This is a genomic window from Paracoccus everestensis, assembly GCF_021491915.1.
GTDB classification, from domain to species: domain Bacteria; phylum Pseudomonadota; class Alphaproteobacteria; order Rhodobacterales; family Rhodobacteraceae; genus Paracoccus; species Paracoccus everestensis.
The window spans coordinates 1,034,710-1,052,574 of the sequence record NZ_CP090836.1; the positions used below are offsets into that span (position 1 = coordinate 1,034,710).

19 protein-coding genes are annotated in these 17,865 nt (G+C 64.8%); 6 read left to right on the forward strand and 13 right to left on the reverse strand.

The features are described from left to right. Positions 1–51 precede the first annotated feature (51 nt). The 3 genes from treY to LZ585_RS05130 are packed head-to-tail and all read right to left on the reverse strand — an operon-like array spanning position 52 to position 4,864. Positions 52–2,298: a malto-oligosyltrehalose synthase gene (gene treY, locus LZ585_RS05120; RefSeq protein WP_234855344.1), complete on the reverse strand. Its 2,247-nt coding sequence runs from the start codon at positions 2,296–2,298 to the stop codon at positions 52–54. Next, positions 2,295–4,007, reverse strand: coding sequence for a malto-oligosyltrehalose trehalohydrolase (treZ, locus tag LZ585_RS05125; protein ID WP_234855345.1), 1,713 nt, complete (start codon positions 4,005–4,007; stop codon positions 2,295–2,297). The genes treY and treZ overlap by 4 nt, the downstream gene beginning before the upstream one ends. Continuing rightward, entirely contained in the window at positions 4,007–4,864 is an 858-nt protein-coding gene (locus LZ585_RS05130; RefSeq protein WP_234855346.1) for an SDR family oxidoreductase, read from the reverse strand. The genes treZ and LZ585_RS05130 overlap by 1 nt, the downstream gene beginning before the upstream one ends. Positions 4,865–5,041: 177 nt before the next feature. Here LZ585_RS05130 and LZ585_RS05135 point away from each other — a divergent pair, with 177 nt between their 5' ends. Then, entirely contained in the window at positions 5,042–5,257 is a 216-nt protein-coding gene (locus tag LZ585_RS05135) for a hypothetical protein (RefSeq protein WP_234855874.1), read from the forward strand. 7 nt (positions 5,258–5,264) lie between these two features. Continuing rightward, a complete protein-coding gene (locus LZ585_RS05140) occupies positions 5,265–5,498 on the forward strand; it encodes a hypothetical protein (RefSeq protein ID WP_234855347.1) in 234 nt (77 codons plus the stop codon). Here the strand turns inward: LZ585_RS05140 and LZ585_RS05145 are convergent. The 3 genes from LZ585_RS05145 to LZ585_RS05155 all read right to left on the reverse strand — a co-directional run bounded on the left by LZ585_RS05145 (position 5,495) and on the right by LZ585_RS05155 (position 7,445). Continuing rightward, positions 5,495–6,124: a cysteine hydrolase family protein gene (locus tag LZ585_RS05145; RefSeq protein ID WP_234855348.1), complete on the reverse strand. Its 630-nt coding sequence runs from the start codon at positions 6,122–6,124 to the stop codon at positions 5,495–5,497. The two genes, LZ585_RS05140 and LZ585_RS05145, sit on opposite strands and share 4 nt — an antisense overlap. Positions 6,125–6,217: 93 nt before the next feature. Next, on the reverse strand, positions 6,218–6,796 hold the full coding sequence (locus LZ585_RS05150) for a response regulator (protein ID WP_234855349.1): 579 nt from the start codon (positions 6,794–6,796) through the stop codon (positions 6,218–6,220). Between the two features lie 211 nt (positions 6,797–7,007). Next, positions 7,008–7,445, reverse strand: coding sequence for a pseudoazurin (locus tag LZ585_RS05155; protein WP_234855350.1), 438 nt, complete (start codon positions 7,443–7,445; stop codon positions 7,008–7,010). Positions 7,446–7,684: 239 nt separating this feature from the next. Here LZ585_RS05155 and dinB point away from each other — a divergent pair, with 239 nt between their 5' ends. Then, positions 7,685–8,761 carry a DNA polymerase IV gene (gene dinB / locus LZ585_RS05160; protein ID WP_234855351.1) on the forward strand — a complete coding sequence of 359 codons (1,077 nt, stop codon included), beginning with the start codon at positions 7,685–7,687 and terminating at the stop codon, positions 8,759–8,761. Positions 8,762–8,895: 134 nt separating this feature from the next. Here the strand turns inward: dinB and LZ585_RS05165 are convergent, their stop codons facing one another. The 7 genes from LZ585_RS05165 to LZ585_RS05195 form a co-directional block, all read right to left on the reverse strand. Beyond that, positions 8,896–9,729 (reverse strand): shikimate dehydrogenase family protein, encoded by an 834-nt coding sequence (locus LZ585_RS05165; protein WP_234855352.1) that lies wholly within the window; start codon positions 9,727–9,729, stop codon positions 8,896–8,898. A 9-nt stretch (positions 9,730–9,738) separates the two neighbouring features. Then, positions 9,739–10,482 (reverse strand): amino acid ABC transporter ATP-binding protein, encoded by a 744-nt coding sequence (locus LZ585_RS05170; protein ID WP_315857642.1) that lies wholly within the window; start codon positions 10,480–10,482, stop codon positions 9,739–9,741. A 19-nt stretch (positions 10,483–10,501) separates the two neighbouring features. Beyond that, the gene (locus tag LZ585_RS05175; RefSeq protein WP_234855353.1) at positions 10,502–11,530 is read right to left on the reverse strand and encodes a Gfo/Idh/MocA family protein; all 1,029 of its coding nucleotides are present in this window, start codon (positions 11,528–11,530) and stop codon (positions 10,502–10,504) included. Further along, positions 11,527–11,973, reverse strand: coding sequence for a type II 3-dehydroquinate dehydratase (gene aroQ / locus LZ585_RS05180; RefSeq protein WP_234855354.1), 447 nt, complete (start codon positions 11,971–11,973; stop codon positions 11,527–11,529). The genes LZ585_RS05175 and aroQ overlap by 4 nt, the downstream gene beginning before the upstream one ends. A 57-nt stretch (positions 11,974–12,030) precedes the next feature. Beyond that, positions 12,031–12,849 carry a transporter substrate-binding domain-containing protein gene (locus LZ585_RS05185; protein WP_234855355.1) on the reverse strand — a complete coding sequence of 273 codons (819 nt, stop codon included), beginning with the start codon at positions 12,847–12,849 and terminating at the stop codon, positions 12,031–12,033. Positions 12,850–12,954: 105 nt separating this feature from the next. Next, positions 12,955–13,605, reverse strand: coding sequence for an amino acid ABC transporter permease (locus LZ585_RS05190; RefSeq protein WP_234855356.1), 651 nt, complete (start codon positions 13,603–13,605; stop codon positions 12,955–12,957). A gap of 13 nt (positions 13,606–13,618) precedes the next feature. Further along, the gene (locus LZ585_RS05195) at positions 13,619–14,281 is read right to left on the reverse strand and encodes an amino acid ABC transporter permease (protein WP_234855357.1); all 663 of its coding nucleotides are present in this window, start codon (positions 14,279–14,281) and stop codon (positions 13,619–13,621) included. 207 nt (positions 14,282–14,488) lie between these two features. Here LZ585_RS05195 and LZ585_RS05200 point away from each other — a divergent pair, with 207 nt between their 5' ends. The 3 genes from LZ585_RS05200 (at position 14,489) to LZ585_RS05210 (ending at position 17,811) form a co-directional block, all read left to right on the forward strand. Next, complete coding sequence (locus LZ585_RS05200) at positions 14,489–15,331, forward strand: BKACE family enzyme (RefSeq protein WP_234855358.1); 843 nt, start codon at positions 14,489–14,491, stop codon at positions 15,329–15,331. Positions 15,332–15,548: 217 nt separating this feature from the next. Beyond that, positions 15,549–17,177, forward strand: a complete 1,629-nt coding sequence (locus LZ585_RS05205) for a Na/Pi cotransporter family protein (protein WP_234855359.1) — start codon at positions 15,549–15,551, stop codon at positions 17,175–17,177. A 130-nt stretch (positions 17,178–17,307) separates the two neighbouring features. Continuing rightward, on the forward strand, positions 17,308–17,811 hold the full coding sequence (locus LZ585_RS05210) for a YciE/YciF ferroxidase family protein (RefSeq protein WP_234855360.1): 504 nt from the start codon (positions 17,308–17,310) through the stop codon (positions 17,809–17,811). Positions 17,812–17,865 lie beyond the last annotated feature (54 nt).

Consider the following 17,865-nt stretch of genomic DNA (forward strand, 5'->3'; position numbering starts at 1 on the left):
GGGGCAGCTTGCTTTCCAAACTGAAACAACGCGTGATTGTTCCGGCCGTTATCAAATGTTAGCAGGATTTTCGCTGCTTGGCACGGTGACGCTGACGCTTGTGCCATCGGCAAAGGCGCGGGCCAGGAACATGTCACCCGGCAAGGCGGCGTTGCCCGAAAACTCGGCAATCAGATGCCGGTCGCCCATGCTGCGGATCAGGCGCAGCCGGTCCCCGTCGATCTGCACCCGTGCATCCGCATCGCGAAGGAAATCCCCTTGTGTCCTGCGCAACGCCAGAAGCTGCCGGGTCCAATGCAGCTTGGCGTCCGTGTCAGCCCCCTGATCCTGCAGGGCGTCCCAATCTACCGCCAGGCGATTGTCGGGGTCGGTGAGGGCCAGCAAGCCTGCTTCGTCCCCCCGATAGATGTCGGGAAATCCCGGCATCAGCATCTGGAAGGCCAGTTGGGCAAAAGCCAAGGCCGTTCCCCGGTCCAGCAAGGCTTGCAGGGCAGGATCGAGGCGACGGGTCCACTGGTCCAGAAGGTCGCGTGCAAAGGCCTGGGCAGCAGCCTCGGCGGTGTCGTCGGGATTGGTCCAGAAACTGGTCAGCTTGGCTTCGCGCATCGCCTTTTCGATATGGCCGTCCAGCCTGTCGGCGGTCGATCCCGCCCGTCCATCCCAGATTGCTAGGGCCGATTGCAGGACATACCACCGCCAGCGGGGTTCGACCCGGCTGGCCGAGGGCAGGCTGTCCGCCGCATCGTACAGCGTCCGGAACGCCTGGGGCAGGTGGCTGATCGCGACCAGCCGCATCCGGGAATCGCCCGACCGTTTCGTGTCATGCGTGGACACCAGCGTCATGTCCGCCGGGCGCCGCGCGGACAGGAAGGCCGTGGCCTCCTCGATCGTGGCCGTCGGCTCGTCGGGTTCAGCACCGACTTCGTTCGCGGGCAGATAGCGAGTCCAGCGAAAGCCTGCCGTGTCTTCCTGCGCCTTGGCAAGCAGGGCGCCGGACACTTGCTGGAACCGGCGCACAAAGGCACGCGCGGCGTCGGACTGGGGATCCAGCATGACATCGGCCAGCAGATCCACGACCGTCCGGCTGCGCAGCCCTTGGGCCGCGTCCTCGGCCACGGCACGCAGCAGGTCGCGATCATCGGGGCGGGCCGTATCCGTGACATAGCTGCGATAGCGCGGCATGGACACGAGAAGGCCGGTCACCGCCTCTCGCAGGGATTCCGGGCCGGGTTCCGCCAGGGGGGATCCTTGCGCTGCCAGCGCGGCCATGTCGCCGAGCTGCCGCCGCTCGGCCGCCAGTTCATTGTCCAGCACGTCCAGCTTGGCTTGGCGCAGTTCATCGCGGAAGCCGGTTTCGATGCCGGTGGCCTGCCGCCAGGCGCGGTCCAGATCCTCGATCCCCGCAGGGTCGGTGAACAGCCGGGCGATCAGGCGTGCGGCCTCGTATCCGGTGGTGCCGACGGTCTGCCATTCAGGGGGCAGCGTCTCGTGTCCCACAAGGATCTTTTCCACCCAGACGGGCGTGCCGGGCAGTTCGTCATGCAGCCAGTCCAGATAGGTGGCAGGGTCGGCCAGCCCGTCGATGTGATCCACGCGCAGCCCTTGGACCAGGCCGTTGCGGACCAGATCGAAGATGAGGCTGTGGGTGTCGTCAAAGACCGCGCGATCCTCGACCCGCATCCCGATCAGGCTGGTGACGTTGAAAAACCGCCGATGGGTGATGCCGTCGCGTTCCAGTTCGAAATGAACCAGACGCCAGTGCTGGGCATCGTGCAAGGCGCGCAGATCGCCGGTGATCGGGCTGTCTTCGGCCAGGGGCAGGGACACGTCGCCGAAATGCCACATCCCGTCCGCCGCATGAAAGGCGCCGTCGTCCAGCATCTTTTCGAAGGGTTCCGGCAGGAAGGGCAGGACCAGCGGCCCCGCGTCCCAGTCGATGTCGAAATGGCGGGCATAGCGGCTGGCCGGACCGTGCTTCAGCACATCCAGCAGCCAGGGATTTTCCAGCGTGAACGCCGTGTGGTTGGGCACGATGTCCAGGATGATTTCCAGGCCTTGTTCGCGTGCGGCACGCGCCAGGGCATCGAACCCCTCGCGCCCGCCCAGGACGGGATCGACGCGCGTCGGGTCGATGATGTCATAGCCGTGGGTTGACCCCGATCCCGCCAGGAAGATCGGCGACAGATACAGGTGCGATATCCCCAGGCCGGCCAGATAGGGCAAAAGCTGCGTCACGCGGGCAAAATCCACGCCGTCGCGCATCTGGATCCGATAGGTTGCCGTAGGGATATGGGTCATGTGAACCTTGTGGTGATGGAAAGGGCAAAGGGATCGGTGCCGATCCGTCCCAGGGAAAACGCGGCCTCGTCCAAAGGTGGCAGGTCCGGTTCAGCCTGACCCAGGCTCAGCCGCAGATCCAGTGTTCCCTTTTGGAACTGCCAGGTCGCGGCCAGCGATGCCGCACCATACCGGACGACCTGCGCAGGCCTGCTGCGGCCGCTTGTCAGCAACGGCACCACATGGTCGCGGCGGAACGAAAGCGCACGGCGCGTCACGTCCAGCCAGTCGCGCGCCGTGGCGGTATCGTCCCAATCCAGCCGCGACCGGGCAAATGTGTCGGGCGCCAACGGATCGGGCACCCTGGCTCTCAGGCTGGCGATGCCTGCGAATTCGGCGGCCCGGCCCTCGCGCACGGCGCGGGCGAGATCGCCGGTAAAGTCGGCGAAGAACAGGAAAGGGGTGGTGGCGCCCCGTTCCTCGCCCATGAAGATCATGGGGATATAGGGCGCGGTCAACAGCAGGGCAAAGGCCACCTGCACACCCTGCGGATCGGCCAGCGACAACAGCCGTTCGCCCATGGCGCGGTTGCCCACCTGATCATGCGTCTGGGTTGAATTGACAAAGCCCGTGGGCGGCAGATGCCCGCAAGGCTCTCCTCGTGGTTCGTCGCGGCCGGGGCGGGGCTGGCCTTCCTCGATATGGCCGCGTGCCAAGGCCAGGCACAGGTCGCCCACGGGATCGTGCGAGAAGCTGGCGTAATAGCTGTCGGATTCGCCGGTAAGCTGGCAATGGATCGCATGATGGAAATCGTCGTTCCAGCTTGCGTCATAGCCGTTTTCGCGCAGCGAAGCCTCGTTTCGCTCGTCCTCGACGATCAGGTGGATGGGACGGGCGGGATCCACGGCGCGGGCACGCCGGGCGAACTCTGCCATGAAATCGGTTGCACCCGGCCCGGCGATCTGGTGGACCGCGTCCAGCCGCAGCCCGTCCAGCCGGTATTCGCCCAGCCAGTATTGCGCGCATTGGATCCAGTACTCCCGGACCGCGTGTTGCGAAAAGTCGATGGCGGCGCCCCAGGGGGTATGGCGGCCTTCGTCGAAAAAGGGCGGCGCGGCGTGATGCAGATAGGCGCCTTCCGGGCCGAAATGGTTCATCACCAGATCCAGGATCACCATCAGCCCCAGCGAATGCGCGTGATCGACAAAGCGGCGCAGATCGTTCGGGCTGCCATAGGCCGGATGCAGCGCATAGGGCAGCACCCCGTCATAGCCCCAACCACGTTCCCCCTGCCACTGGCCGATGGGCATCAGTTCGACCGCCGTGATCCCCAGGTCGGCCAATTCCGCCAGCTTGCCGGTTGCTGCAGGCAGCGTCCCTTCGGGCGTGAAGGTGCCAAGGTGCAGTTCATAGATCACGGCCTCGGCCCAGGGGCGGCCTGCCCAGGGGACTTGCCGGGCATCGTCGGATGGTTTCACCACGACCGATGGCGCATGGACATCGCCCGACTGCAACCGGCTGGCGGGATCGGGAATGTCCTTGCCGTCCACGCGCAGCAGATAGGTGTCACCCGACCGCGCGTTGGCCGTGGCCGACCAGAACCCGTCCGCCTGCCGTGTCATCGGACAAGGCTTGCCATTCAGGATCAGCGCGACCTGATCAGCCAGCGGCGCCCAGGTGCCCACCGTCCATCCCGCATCCGTCCAGTATCCCCCCCACATCTGCGCCATCACATCATCGGCTTGCCGCCGGTCACGGCAATCGTGGCGCCTGATACAAAGCTGGACATCGGCTCTGCCAGCATCACATAGGCCGAGGCGAGTTCGACCGGCTGGGCAGGACGCTTCATCGGATAATTCTCGCCGAATTTCGACACTTTCTCCGGCTCCATGCTGGCGGGGATCAGGGGCGTCCAGACGGGACCGGGGGCCACGACATTGGCGCGAATGCCGCGTTCGGCCAGCAGTTGCGCCAGACCCATGGTAAAGTTCTGGATCGCGCCCTTGGTCGTGGCATAGGCCAGCAGGTTCGGGCTGGGATCGTCGGAATTGATCGAGGCCGTGTTGATGATCGAACTGCCGGGTTGCATATGCGGGACTGCGGCCTTGGTCAGATAGAACATCGCGTCGATGTTGGTGGCAAAGGTATAACGCCATTCCTCGTCCGGGATGTCCTCGATCTTGTCGAAGGTGCGCTGGTGGGCGGCGTTGTTCACCAAGATGTCGATCCGCCCGAAACTTGCGACCGTGTCGGCGACGATCTTGCGGCAATGCGCGGCGTCCGAGATGTCACCGGGCAGGGCCAGGCATTCGCGCCCTGCATCGCGGACCAGTTGCGCGGTGGATTGTGCATCGTCGGTTTCGTCCAGATAGGACATCGCCACATCCGCGCCCTCGCGGGCAAAGGCGATCGCCACCGCCCGGCCGATGCCGCTGTCGCCGCCGGTGATCAGGGCCTTCATCCCTTCCAGCCGGCCCGCGCCGCGCCAGCTTTCTTCGCCATGGTCGGGCTTGGGGTCCATCTTCTGAAAGGTGCCGGGCAATTCCTGCTGCTGTTTGGGGAAGGGCGGCTTGGGATAATCGCGCATCGTGCGGCCTTTCTGATCTGAAGGATGCCGCCCGTTTCGGGCGGCCTGCCCCCTTTGAACCATCGGGGAACCATCGGGTTTCCACCTTGCTGTTTATCAGTCGAAATAACCGTCCGCCCGTTCGGGGAACAACTGCAGCCGCGCGGTCGTTGATTCCCGAACAACAGGAGCAATGACATGCGCAATTGCGACATTCTGATAGCAGCGGGCGGGTTCCTGCTGGCAGGGGGACTGATTACCAAGGCGATGGGCGGCGGCTCGGGGTCGCAGGGCCACCGCTATGTCCGCCCCGCGGGACGCCGCGAGATGTCGGCGCCGCCCCGTGACTGGGACCGCGTGGATGAGACGGCGGACGAATCCTTTCCCGCCAGCGATCCCCCCGGCACCTACTGAGGGCGCCATGGGACAGGACGCCAGGGCCATCGCCCACGCCAAGCTGATCGAGGCTTTGCCGAACCTGCTGACGCCGGATGCCCGCCGGTCGCTATGCGACTGGCTGGCCGAACGGCAGGTCTTGCATGACGGCCAGGAAGACCCCGGCGCCGTTATCGTGGAAGGGCTGGAAACCGAACTGGCCATTGCTGAGACATTTCGCCAGATCGCCGAGCGTCTGGACTGCCGCACGGACAGCTAGACCATCGCGGCGACCAACTGGTTCGTCGCGACCATCTCGATCTGCTGACCGAAGCGCTTGGCATACATCTCCATCGCGGCGTCATGGGTTTCGTCCGTGGACGAGCAGACGGCATCCGACACCACGATCACCCGGTATCCCAGATCGACGGCGCCGATGATGGCGGCCAGCAGGCAGACATCCGTCTCGCCGCCGGTCATGATCACCGTGTCGATCCGGTCCTGTTGCAGCATCTTGTGCAGCCGCCCGTCCATCCAGGGGGAATAGACCGGCTTGTCGAAGACCTGGGCCGTCGGCAGGTGGATTTCCAGTTCCGGCAGCAGCCGCAACCAGTCGGGATCCAGGTTCCGGCGCAGCATCTGCGGCCATTTTTCGTAATAGCGCCGCCAGCTTCCCGGCGCGTCGTCCAAGGTTTCGGGCGTGATGAAGCGGGTGAAGATCGTGCGCGCGGGAAACATCTCGACCAGGTGGCAGACATTGGGCAGCACCCGCCGGATCCATTCGACCTCCCATTCCGACCCCTTGTCGAACAGCCGCTGCATATCGATGCACAGATGCACGGCCCTGTCGCCCGGCGGGCCATATCTCAGGCCTTCGTTCACCTTGTCGGCGTCCTGCATGGTCATGTCGTCACCCGCTCTTGAATCCTGTTCCAGAACCGCGGGGCAGGCGGGAAGTTTCCGATTCCGCCCGCCGCCAAACATTTGTTCCATGAACGGTCAGTGCAGGTGCGACCGGCCCCGCATCCGATATTCCTGATCCAGCAGGTGCAGCAGCCATGGTCCGACCTCGGCCGAACCGTCCCTGACGGATCGTTCGGCCACGGCGCGCTGCAAGGTCGCCTCGACCAGGCGTTCGGCCGAGGAAGCATCGGGCATGACCCGGCGTGACTGCTGCATCATCTGGACCACAATGGTCTGGATGGCATCATCGTCCTCAGGGATCCCGACACGGCGTTGTCCCAGCAAATCATCCAGCAGGGGCGCCGCATGGCGATGGCGGGGATAGGTGCGGTGCCCCTTGAACCGGCGCGGAATGGCGCCTGGACCGGCGTCGGTCAGAAAGACAAAGGGCACGTCGCTGTGGCGCAGGGTATCAGCCACCCAGAAACAGCCTTCGGTCCGGGCCGCCACGTCCAGGATCGCGGCCTGCACGCTGCCCGCGATCTGGATTGCCTCGTGCACATCCGCGAAGGGGCCAACCACCACATGGCCGCACTCGCGGACCTCGGCAGTCAGCCTTTGGGCATGGATAAGATCATCCTCCATGACCATGACACGCAATGGTTCGACTGTCATTCGTCCCCCCTGACCGGCGTGACAGGACATCCGGTCCCATCACAGGTTTTCCGCGCCTTCCCCAAGGGAAGCCTAGCGTCAGGTTCGGGTAAATCCAGTCATATCAGACTTAAGGACTAATTGATCTTTAGCAGCCGTTGATTTGGGCAGGAATCTGCCGACCAGGCCAGGACAGGACAGCCGTTCGCCTGTCTTGTCCTGGCAATCTCGGTCACTGGACCTGGGCGATTTCCGCGTCCATGCGCTCGCGCGCCTTCTTGGACAGCTTCACGGTCTTGGCCGCCTCGAGGTTCGCGGGCGCGTCGCCCACCTGGATCAGGCCCACCATGCCCATCGCGAAATGCGGCGTGCATTTGACGCCGTACAATCCCGGCTCGGTCACGGTCAGCGAAAACTCCTCGTTGATCTTGCTTTTGAAGGTTTCCACGCCCTCGGGCAGGATGTCCTTGATGGCTTCGACGTTGTGGCTCTTGTCGGTGGGAATGAAATGGATCACGTCGCCGGGCTCGGCCTTCACGAAGGCGGGTTCGAACACCATCATCCCGGCCTCGCCCTTGTTGAGCATATGCACCTCGTGTTCGGCGGCAAAGGCCGTGCCCCCCAGGGCCAGCATCAGGGCGGGGGCGGCAAGCAGCAGGGACAGTTTCATCGTCATTCTCCGTAAGGACGCGGGCCAGGAGGCGGCCCGTTCGCCCAAGGACTTAGGGCTTCCATCCGGCCCCCACCTTGACCCAGCGCAAACTGCGGCGCGAAAACGCCGCGTCACCGGAATCATTTGTTCCATCTTTGTTTCCTTTTCCCGTTCGGTTAGGCTGGCCCGGCGGAAAGAAAGGACGCAAGGCCTAGATGGAGGAGCCAAGGGAACAGCCTGAACAAACGCCACCGGCCGTGATCCGCAAGATCATCCATGTGGACATGGACGCCTTTTATGCCTCTGTCGAGCAACGCGACGATCCCGGCCTGCGCGGCAAGCCGGTGGCCGTGGGCGGGTCTGCCGCGCGTGGCGTCGTCGCCGCCGCCAGCTACGAGGCGCGGGTTTTCGGGGTCCGGTCGGCCATGCCCTCGGTCACGGCGCGTCGCCGCTGTCCCGACCTGATCTTTGTCAAGCCGCGCTTCGATGTTTACCGCGCCGTATCGCAGCAGATCCGCGAGGTCTTTGCCGAACATACCGACCTGATAGAGCCCTTGTCCCTGGACGAGGCCTATCTGGACGTGACCGAAAACAAGCAGGGCATTCCCCTTGCCACAACCATCGCGCTGATGATCCGCGACAGGATCCGGGATGTGACGGGGCTGAACGCCTCTGCCGGGATTTCCTATAACAAGTTCCTGGCAAAGCTGGCCAGCGACCTGAACAAGCCCAATGGCCAGGCGGTCATCACGCCTGCGCGTGGGCCCGCCTTCGTGGCCGAACTGCCCGTCAAGAAATTCCATGGCATCGGTCCCGCCACGGCGGCCAAGATGGAACGGCTGGGCATCGTCACCGGTGCAGACCTGCGCACCAGGTCGCCCGATTTCCTGCGCCGTCATTTCGGCAAGTCGGGCGACTGGTATCACCGCATCGCGCGCGGCATCGACCACCGTCCGGTCGAACCCCACCGTGTCCGCAAATCCGTGGGCGCCGAGGATACCTTTTCCGCCGATATTCACGATTTCGACCTGGCCCGGCGCGAGATCACGCCGCTGGCCGAAAAGGTGTGGCGGGCTTGCGAAAACAAGCGGCTGACCGGGCGGACCGTCACACTGAAAGTAAAATACGCCGATTTCCAGCAGATCACCCGCAGCCGCACGCTGACCGGCCCGGTCCATGGCGCCGAGGATCTGGAAACCATCGCCATCGGCCTGTTGCAGCCTCTTTTCCCTGTCGCCAAGGGGGTGCGGTTGCTCGGCGTCACGCTGTCGTCGCTGGAAGACGACGAAGGGCAGGGACCGCAACTGACCCTTTGCCTGCCGGGCTTTGACTGACACCAGGGTCGGTCCTTGCCCGTTATTCCCGGCGGGGCATCATGAACGAGTCTGCTCGGCTGGACCCTCCCAAGAAATCTTGGATCTCCACAAACTGGCCCCGGGCCTGCGCGATATGACTGGAATGATGCCCCCTAGTAGCTGATCGCAGCAGTCCGCCGCAGATCGTCCGCCGGGGGTTTGCCGAAGCCGAAAAAGTCCAGATAGGCGGGAATCTGTTCGAACAGCATATCGGTGCCGACCTGATACCGGCAGCCGCGTTCGGCGGCGGCAGTCAGGAAAGGCGTCATCTCGGACTTCATCACCACCTCGCCCACGAAGGCCGCGGGGTCGATGCGGGTCACGTCCAGCGGCAGCGGATCCTCCGGGTTCATGCCCAGGGGCGATGCGTTGACGACCAGTTCGAACCCGGCGGCATCGCGGCTGCCCGTTTCCACCCGCAGGTCGGGATAGGCCGCGATCAACCGTCCGGCCAAGGCCTGCATCGCCTCCGGATTGGGGTCGAACAATGCCAGCCGCGAGACGCCCGCGCGGGCCAGCGACGCGGCGATGGCCGATCCGACCCCGCCCGCGCCAACCACAAGCGCGCCGATCCCGTCCAGCCGCTGACCCTTGGCCTGCACCCCCAGGACAAAACCTTCGCCGTCGAACATATCGGCCTCCAATGCGCCATCGACGCCCAGCCGCAGGGCATTCGCCGCTCCTGCGATCCGGGCCGTGACCGACACCCTGTCCGCCAGACCCAGGGTGGCTACCTTGTGGGGCATGGTGATCAGCGCGCCGTGGATGTTCGACAGCCGGAACACCAGCGGCAGGAAGGCTGCGTAATCCTCGGCCCGGCAGCCCATCGGCACCACCACGGCGTCGATGCCTTGGGCGTCGAACCAAGGGTTATAGATCATCGGCGATTTGAAGGTATCGGTGGGAAAGCCGATATGCGCGATCAGCCGGGTCGTGCCGCTTATCATTGTTGGTCCCTAATGGTGCAGGATTTCGCCCAGGAAGTTCCGTGCGCGTTCATGCCTGGGCGCGCGGAAGAATTCCTCGGGGGTGTTTTCTTCAAGGATCTCGCCCTCGGCCATGAAGATCACCCGGTCGGCGACCTGGCGGGCAAAGCCCATTTCATGCGTGACGCAGATCATCGTCATGCCGTCGCGGGCCAGGCTGACCATCGTGTCCAGAACCTCCTTGACCATCTCGGGGTCAAGCGCGCTGGTCGGTTCGTCGAACAGCATGGCGATGGGCTCCATGCAGAGCGCGCGGGCGATGGCGACGCGCTGCTGCTGGCCGCCGGAAAGCTGGGCTGGGTATTTTTGGGCCTGGTCGCCGATACGGACACGTTCGAGGTATTTTCGCGCGGTCGCCTCGGCCTCGGCCTTGCTGAAGCCGCGCAGGCGCATGGGGGCGAGGATGCAGTTTTCCAGAACCGTCATGTGCGGGAACAAGTTGAATTGCTGAAACACCATGCCGACCTCGCGGCGCACGGTGTCGATGGCCTTTTGCCCGTCGTCCAGCCTGGTGCCATCCACGACGATGGTGCCGGACTTGATCGCCTCAAGATGGTTGATGCATCGGATCAGCGTCGATTTTCCGGAACCGGACGGACCACACAGCACGATCTTTTCGCCCCGCCGGACGGTCAGGTTGACGTTCTTCAGGGCATGAAAGGCGCCATACCATTTTTCCACATTCTCCATGCGGATCAGATAGTCTTCTGTCATGATCTCCCTCCGCTGGGGATCACAGGGTCACGCGCGCGCCGATGGCAGCGGACGACTTGACGGCTTCGATGACACGCAGGGTTTCCAGCCCCTCGCGGCCTGACACCAGGGGCGGTTCCTGCCCCTTGATGACCCGGACGAACTGGCTGACCTGGCGGGCCAGCGGATCTTCGTCGGGAACCTGGGCGCGGCTGATGTCCAGGGGCGAATACCAGCTTCTCTCGCCCTGTGCCCGCCGCAGCGTCAGCGACGGCAGGGCCAGCGACCCATGCGTGCCGCCAATCAGGTAACAATCCTGGTCGGTCTGGGGATAGGCGGGGTTTTCCCCGCTGTTCGCCTCCCAGCTCCAGGCCGCGACGGTCGCGTCGCAGACGCTGGCGGGGGCCAGGACGCCGCTTGCGAATTCCAGCAGGATGACCGAGGTGTCCTCGACCGCATTGCCGCGCACCGCATTGGATTCACGCGCGGTCACGGCGATGACGTCGCCCAGCAGAAAGCGCAGGTTGTCGATGTCGTGGATCAGGTTCAGAAAGACCGGACCCGCGCCCTTTTCACGCCGCCATTCGACCTCGAAGTAGTCGTCGGGCTTATAGATCCAGAACATCGCATTGGCGACGACCGGCCTGCCGATGGCGCCGTCGTCGATGATCTGGCGCGCCCGCTGCATCAGCGGATTGTGGCGGCGGTGGTGCCCGGTCAAAAGGGGCACGCCCGCCGCCTCTGCCGCGGCCACCAGCCGTTCGCCGTCCGCCACGCTGTCGCACAGCGGCTTTTCGATCAGTGCGGGCAGACCTGCCGCAACGCAGTCCAGTCCGTTTCGCATGTGCATCTGGTTGGGCGTCGCCACGATCACCCCATCCGGTCGGCCCGCCGCCAAGGCATCCTCCAGCGACTGCATCCAGGGCGCGCCGAAATCCTCTGCCACGGCCTGCCCAACGGACGAGGGGTCGATGACGCAGGCAAGGTCCGCATCGGGCGATGCCGCGACGTGCATCGCGTGCCGCCTGCCGATCAGGCCCGCGCCCATCACCGCGATGCGGGGTGTCACGCGTCGGCCCCGGCCAGCGACACGATCCGGCGCAGGGCCAGCCTGTAACCCTCGGTCCCGCAGCCTGCGATCACGCCGTCGGCGCGCAGGCTGACATAGGAATGGTGGCGGAAGCTTTCGCGCTTGTGGACGTTCGAGATATGGACCTCGATCACGGGGCCGTCAAAGGCGTTCAGCGCGTCCAGGATCGCGACCGAGGTGTGGGTATAGGCGGCGGGGTTGATGACGATGCCCACCGCGTCCTCGCGCGCGGCATGGATCCAGTCGATGATCTGGCCTTCGGCGTTCGATTGCAGGAATCGGATTTCTACGCCCAGATCGGCTGCCAGTGCGGCGCAATCGCGTTCCACATCGGCCAGAGTCTCGGATCCATAGATATGCGGCTGGCGCTTGCCCAGCAGGTTCAGGTTCGGGCCGTTGAGGATATAGACGAGCTTTGGCATGGCATGACCTTGAGGCGCAGGGGATGCCCGGCGACGCGAACCGCCGGGCCAGGGGGGTTACTGGGCAATGGCGAAGGGCACGCCTTCCATTTCCGCGGGCAGTTGCGGCGGATCCATCTTCATCCAGGTGTTGTAGATGCCCTTGAATTCGTCCGTCGCCATGAATTCGGTCAGGAAGGCGTTCACGGTCTGGTTCCAGTCAGTCTCGCCCAGACGGGTGCCCACGCCGTTGTACAGCGCAGTCAGCGGCATCTTGTTTTCGAACTTGCCGGGGGCGCCGGCCTCGATCCGGGTGATATAGAACTGGTTGCCGCCCACGGCATCGACCTGTCCCGACATCAGCGCCTGGATGGTCGCGGCGTCGTCGTCAAAGCGCATGATGTTGGTGCCTTCGGGCGCCATGGCTGTCAGCGCGGTATCCTGGGCCGCCGAACGCGGCACGCCGATGCGGTAATCGGCCAGCGATTCCGGCGTGGACAGGTCGGCGTCCTTCGGACCCACGACCGACATCTGGTTCGCGGCATAGGGGACCGAGAACTGGATCGACTGGGCGCGTTCCGGGCTCATCGCCATGGTGGCGAACAGCACGTCCACCTTGTCGGTGGTCAGGGCGGGGATGCGGTTCGCGACGGCCAGTGGCAGGAACTCGGCCTCGACGCCCAGGTATTCGGCAAAGGCGCGGCCCATGGCGGCGTCGTATCCGTCGGCCTCGCCCGCCGAATTGATGCAGCCCCAGGGGCAGTTGTCGCCCTGGATGCCGATGCGGATGGTGCCGGACGCCTTGGCTTCCTCGACCGTGCGGGCATCGGCCTGGGTGCCGGCCATGGCGGCAAGCGCCAGGGCCGCAGCGGCGGCGATGCGGGTAAAATGCAGCATGGATATCCTCCCTGATATCTGGACCGGCTGGGGGTCCCTTTTGAACTTAGAACCTATTGTCGCGCCACAGTGAAGCTGACGCGGAAGGCGGCAGGGGCTTGTGGTTCATCGGCGGTCGCGGGCCATGCGGCGTTCCATGCGGCCGCCCCACAGCGACAAGGGCCAGCACAGCAGGAAATACAGCAGGCCCACGATGCCAAAGACGATCAGCGGCTTGAAGGTCTGGTTCGACACGATCTGGCCCGCGCGGGTCAGTTCGATAAAGCCCACGATGGCCGCCAGCGAGGTTCCCTTCAGCAGCTGCACCAGAAAGCCGATGGTGGCGGGCAGCGACAGCCGGAACGCCTGGGGCAGGATGATGTCGCGCATCAGGCTGCGATACTTGATGCCCAGGGCATGCGCGGCCTCGGACTGGCCCAGGGGGACGGCCTGGATGGCCCCGCGCCAGATCTCGCCCAGATAGGCAGAGGCATGGGCGGTCAGTGCAACCGCAACGGCACCCCAGGCGGGCGGATCCAACCCCAGCAGGGGCAGGCCGAAATAGAAGACGAACAATTGCATCAGCAGCGGCGTGCCCTGGAAAATGGCGATCCAGGCCATGGCGATGGTGCGCAGCCACCGCCTGCGGGACACTCGCGCCAAGGCCACGACCAGGCCAAAGCCGATGCCGCCCACAAAGCCAACGGCAGTCAGCGCCAGGGTCCATCCCAGACCGCGCAGCAGGAACAGCAGTTCGGGGGATCCGATGGTTGACATGGACGGCCCTTCTTCAGCGCGTGGGATAGGTGAAGGCGGCGCGGGAAATCACCGCGAACAGGCTCATCACGAACCAGGACAGCAGCAGATACAGGACCGTGATGGTGAAATAGACCTCGAAGCTGCGGAAGGTGTCGCCGTCGATGCGCTGCGCCACGCTGGTCAGTTCGTATGCGGAAATCGAGGTGGCGATGGACGTGGTCAGCGTCAGCAGGATGAACTGGCTGACCAGCGACGGGAACACGGCGCGCAGCGCGGGCTTCAGGATGATGCGGCGGAAAACCTCGGCCGGGCGCAGGCCCAAGGCCAGTCCCGCTTCGGTCTGGCCCCTGGGGATGCTTTCGACCCCGCCCCGGATGATCTCGATCGCATAGGCGCCGCCGTTCAGGCCCAGGGCGATGATGGCGGTGACGGTGGGGTTCAGGCGCACGCCCGCCAGCGGCAATGCGAAGAAGATGAAGAAGATCTGCACCAGAAACGGCGTGTTGCGGATCAGTTCGACAAAGGCGATCACCAGGGCCGATCCGATGCGGCTGCCTGACCGGCGGATCGCCACGCCCAAAACACCGATGATCAGCGCCAGGATCATGCCCGACAGGGCCAGGAACAGCGTGCCGCCCAGTCCCATCAGCAATTCGGGCCACCGCGCCCAGACGACGCCAAAATCCAGTGTCATGGTTCCCCTTCCCCAAGGTGCAGGGTGCTTCAGGCACAGTCGCCCGTGTGGGGAAACTGACCGGGGAAGGCCACTCCGTCAAATGCCAATGCCGCATTTTCTTGAGGTCGCATTGATTTGGCTGGCACGCGCGGGCATGGATCCAGGCTGGCGGTAACGCGGCTTTTGGCAGATCATGGCCACCACCTTCTGCGAAAGGACCGGCCCATGACCAATCCCTGCATCATCTGCGTGGCGATCACCGGATCGCTGCCCACCAAGGACAACAATCCGGCGGTGCCGATCACCATCGCCGAGCAGATCGAATCCACCCAGGAAGCGTTCGAGGCCGGAGCGACCATCGCCCACTGCCATGTCCGCGATGACCAGGGCAAGGCCACCAGCGACCCCGACCGCTTCGCGCGGCTGAAGGAAGGGCTGGAGCAGCACTGCCCCGGCATGATCGTGCAACTGTCCACCGGCGGGCGGTCCGGGGCAGGGCAGGCGCGGGGCGGAATGCTGCCCCTGCGGCCCGACATGGCGTCCTTGTCGGTGGGCTCGAACAACTTCCCGACCCGCGTTTACGAAAACCCGCCCGACCTGGTGGACTGGCTGGCATCCGAGATGCTGGCCCATGAGGTGAAGCCGGAAATCGAGGCCTTTGATCTGTCCCATATCCTCAAGGCGCATCAGATGTGGAAGGCGGGCCAGATCAAGGACCGGCCCTATGTCCAGTTCGTGATGGGCGTGAAGAACGCCATGCCTGCCGACCGCGAGGTGTTCGATTACTACATCCACACCGTCAAGCGCCTGTTCGGCGAGGACGCTCCCTGGTGCGCGGCTGGCATCGGGCCGAACCAGATCGTGCTGAACGAATGGGCCATCGGCGCGGGCGGCCATGCGCGCACGGGGCTGGAGGATAACGTGCGCCTGGATCGCGACCGGCTGGCGCCGTCGAACGCGGCCCTTGTGCGACGAGCGGTCGAGATCGCCGAAACGCACGCCCGGACCGTGGCGACATGGCAGCAGGCGCGGCAGATTCTGGGGCTGCGGATGCCGCAGGCGGCGTGAAGGAATGGGCAGGGGTCTGGTTGCAGGCTGGCAATGCAAGCGCTGCGTTGGAAGGCTGCGGCGGATCGACAGGGCTGACCTGATGCCACGGAGTGTGGGATTGCGGCGCATCCGCCGGCAGACCGGCCGTCTTGGTTGATCGGCAAGGAAACTTTTATGCAAACCGGTGATTGGCAAAGGGGGCGTTGCGTGTTTCCCTAAAGGGAAAGGGGGTGGCATGGCATCGTTGATGATCATCCTGCAACTGGGCGGCGCCGTGGCCTTGCTGCTGTTCGGCCTGAACCTGGTGCGCGACGGCGTGACCGAAGGGTTCGGGATCCGGTTGCGCATGGCGCTGGGGGTGGGTACCCGAACCGGGCCGGGGGCGTTCCTGGCCGGATTGGCGGCCACCCTGGGCCTGCAATCTTCGACCGCCACTGCCTTGCTGACCGCGTCCTTTGTCGATCGCGGCATGGTCCGCCCGCACATGGCACAGATCGTCCTGCTGGGCGCGAATGTCGGCACGGCGCTGACCGCCTGGGTGGTGTCGTCCGGCGCAGGGGCGCTGACACCGGCGTTGTTGTTGACGGGCTATGCCCTGTCCCGGCGGAAAGGGCCGGTGCTGGCGGGGACGGGGCGCGCGCTGATCGGGGTCGCGCTGATGCTGCTGGCGCTGTCGCTGCTGGATCACGCGGCGGCACCCTTGCGCGAATCCCCCCTGCTGGCGGCCTTCCTGCCGATGCTGGACCAGGCTTGGCCGGTGGCCCTGTTGCTGGCGGCAGGGCTGGCCTTTGCCTGTTCATCGTCCCTGGCTGCCGTGCTGCTGGTGCTGTCGCTGGGCCTGCCTGCGGGGCTGACCGTGGTCCTGGTCTTGGGCGCCAACCTGGGCGGTGCCGTGGTGCCGGTGATGCTGACCGCGGCCCTGGGCGCGCCCGCGCGGCGTGTTGCGGTGGGCAACCTGGTGATCCGCGCCATCGGCTGCCTGATCGCACTGCCCTTTGCGGGCTGGATCGGCCCCGCGCTGCACCGGGTGCCGCTGCCCTGGACCGGCCTTGCGGTCGAGGCGCATCTGGCCTTCAACCTGACCCTGGCCTTGCTGATCTGGCCCTTTGCCGGGCTGATCGCGCGGATGCTGGACCATCTTGTCGCGGGTGACGAACGCCACGCCGAACCCGGTCCCTTGTGGTTGGACGAGGCTGCGCTGGACACCCCCATCCTGGCCTTGACCGGCGCCGCCAGGGAAGTTCTGGCCATCGGCGATACGGTCGAACGGATGCTAGCCCAGACCCGGCTGGCCTTTCAGCAGAACGATCCCGCCCCCCTGGCCGAAGTGACGGAACTGGAACGCCGCGTCGATCGCCGCCAGCAAGAGGTCAAGACCTATCTTTCCCGCCTGGGCAGCCAGGCCACCGAAGGGGAACGCCGCCGCGCCATCACCATCCTGGATTACGTCATCAACCTGGAACACGTGGGCGACATCATCGACAAGGGCCTGGCATCCGAGGTGCGCAAGAAGATCGGACTGGGCCTGCGCTTTTCCGACGAAGGCTTTGACGAACTGGAGGCGATGTTCGTCATGACCCAGGAAAACCTGCGCATGGCGCAAACGGTCTTCATGACCCGCGACCGCGACATGGCGCGCCGGCTGATGGAACTGAAGGTCGAAATCCGCAACCTTGAACGCCAATCCGCGCAACGCCACCTGTTCCGCCTGCGCGAAGGGCTGGCCGCCAGCCGGGAAACATCGTCCCTGCACCTGGACATCCTGCGCGATCTGAAGCGCGTGAATGCCCATGTCGTCTCGGTCGCCCATCCCATCCTGGACGAGGACGGGCTGTTGTTCGAAAGCCGGTTGCGCAGCGGATGATCGCGGGAACGGGCTAATAATTGTGATTTCGTTTCAAAGCTTCGGGAACAGTCGCGGCGCGGCGTTGTTGTGATGGCAACGCCCCCCGCCATTCCAGGCATCGGGGGCGGCTAACCCCAAGGAGTTTTCCATGGCTGACCAAACGCTTGACACGCTGTTCCACGAAACCCTGAAGGACATCTACTACGCCGAGCGCAAGATCGCGACCTCGCTGCGCAAGATGGCGCGCGCCGCACAGAACCAGGAGCTGAAAGCCGCGTTCGAGATGCACGAACAAGAAACCCAGACCCAAATCGAGCGCCTGACCCAGGTCTTCGAACTGATCGGCAAGCGCCCGCGCGGCAAGACCTGCGACGCCATCGAAGGCATCATCTCCGAAGGCGAGGAGATTATGGACGAATTCAAGGGCAGCCCGGCGCATGACGCGGGCCTGCTGGCGGCGGCCCAGGCGGTCGAGCATTACGAGATCACCCGCTATGGCACCCTGAAATCCTGGGCACAGGCCTTGGGCATGGACGAGGCCGTGACGCTGCTGGACGAAACCCTGCAGGAAGAATCCGCAACCGACGAGAAACTGACCGCTTTGGCGGAATCCGTGATCAACGCTGCGGCCCAGACGGGCAAGGCGGCCTGATCCCTGAAAGGCCCGCGTTCTGAGCGCGGGCCTTTTCCCCATAACCTCATTCAA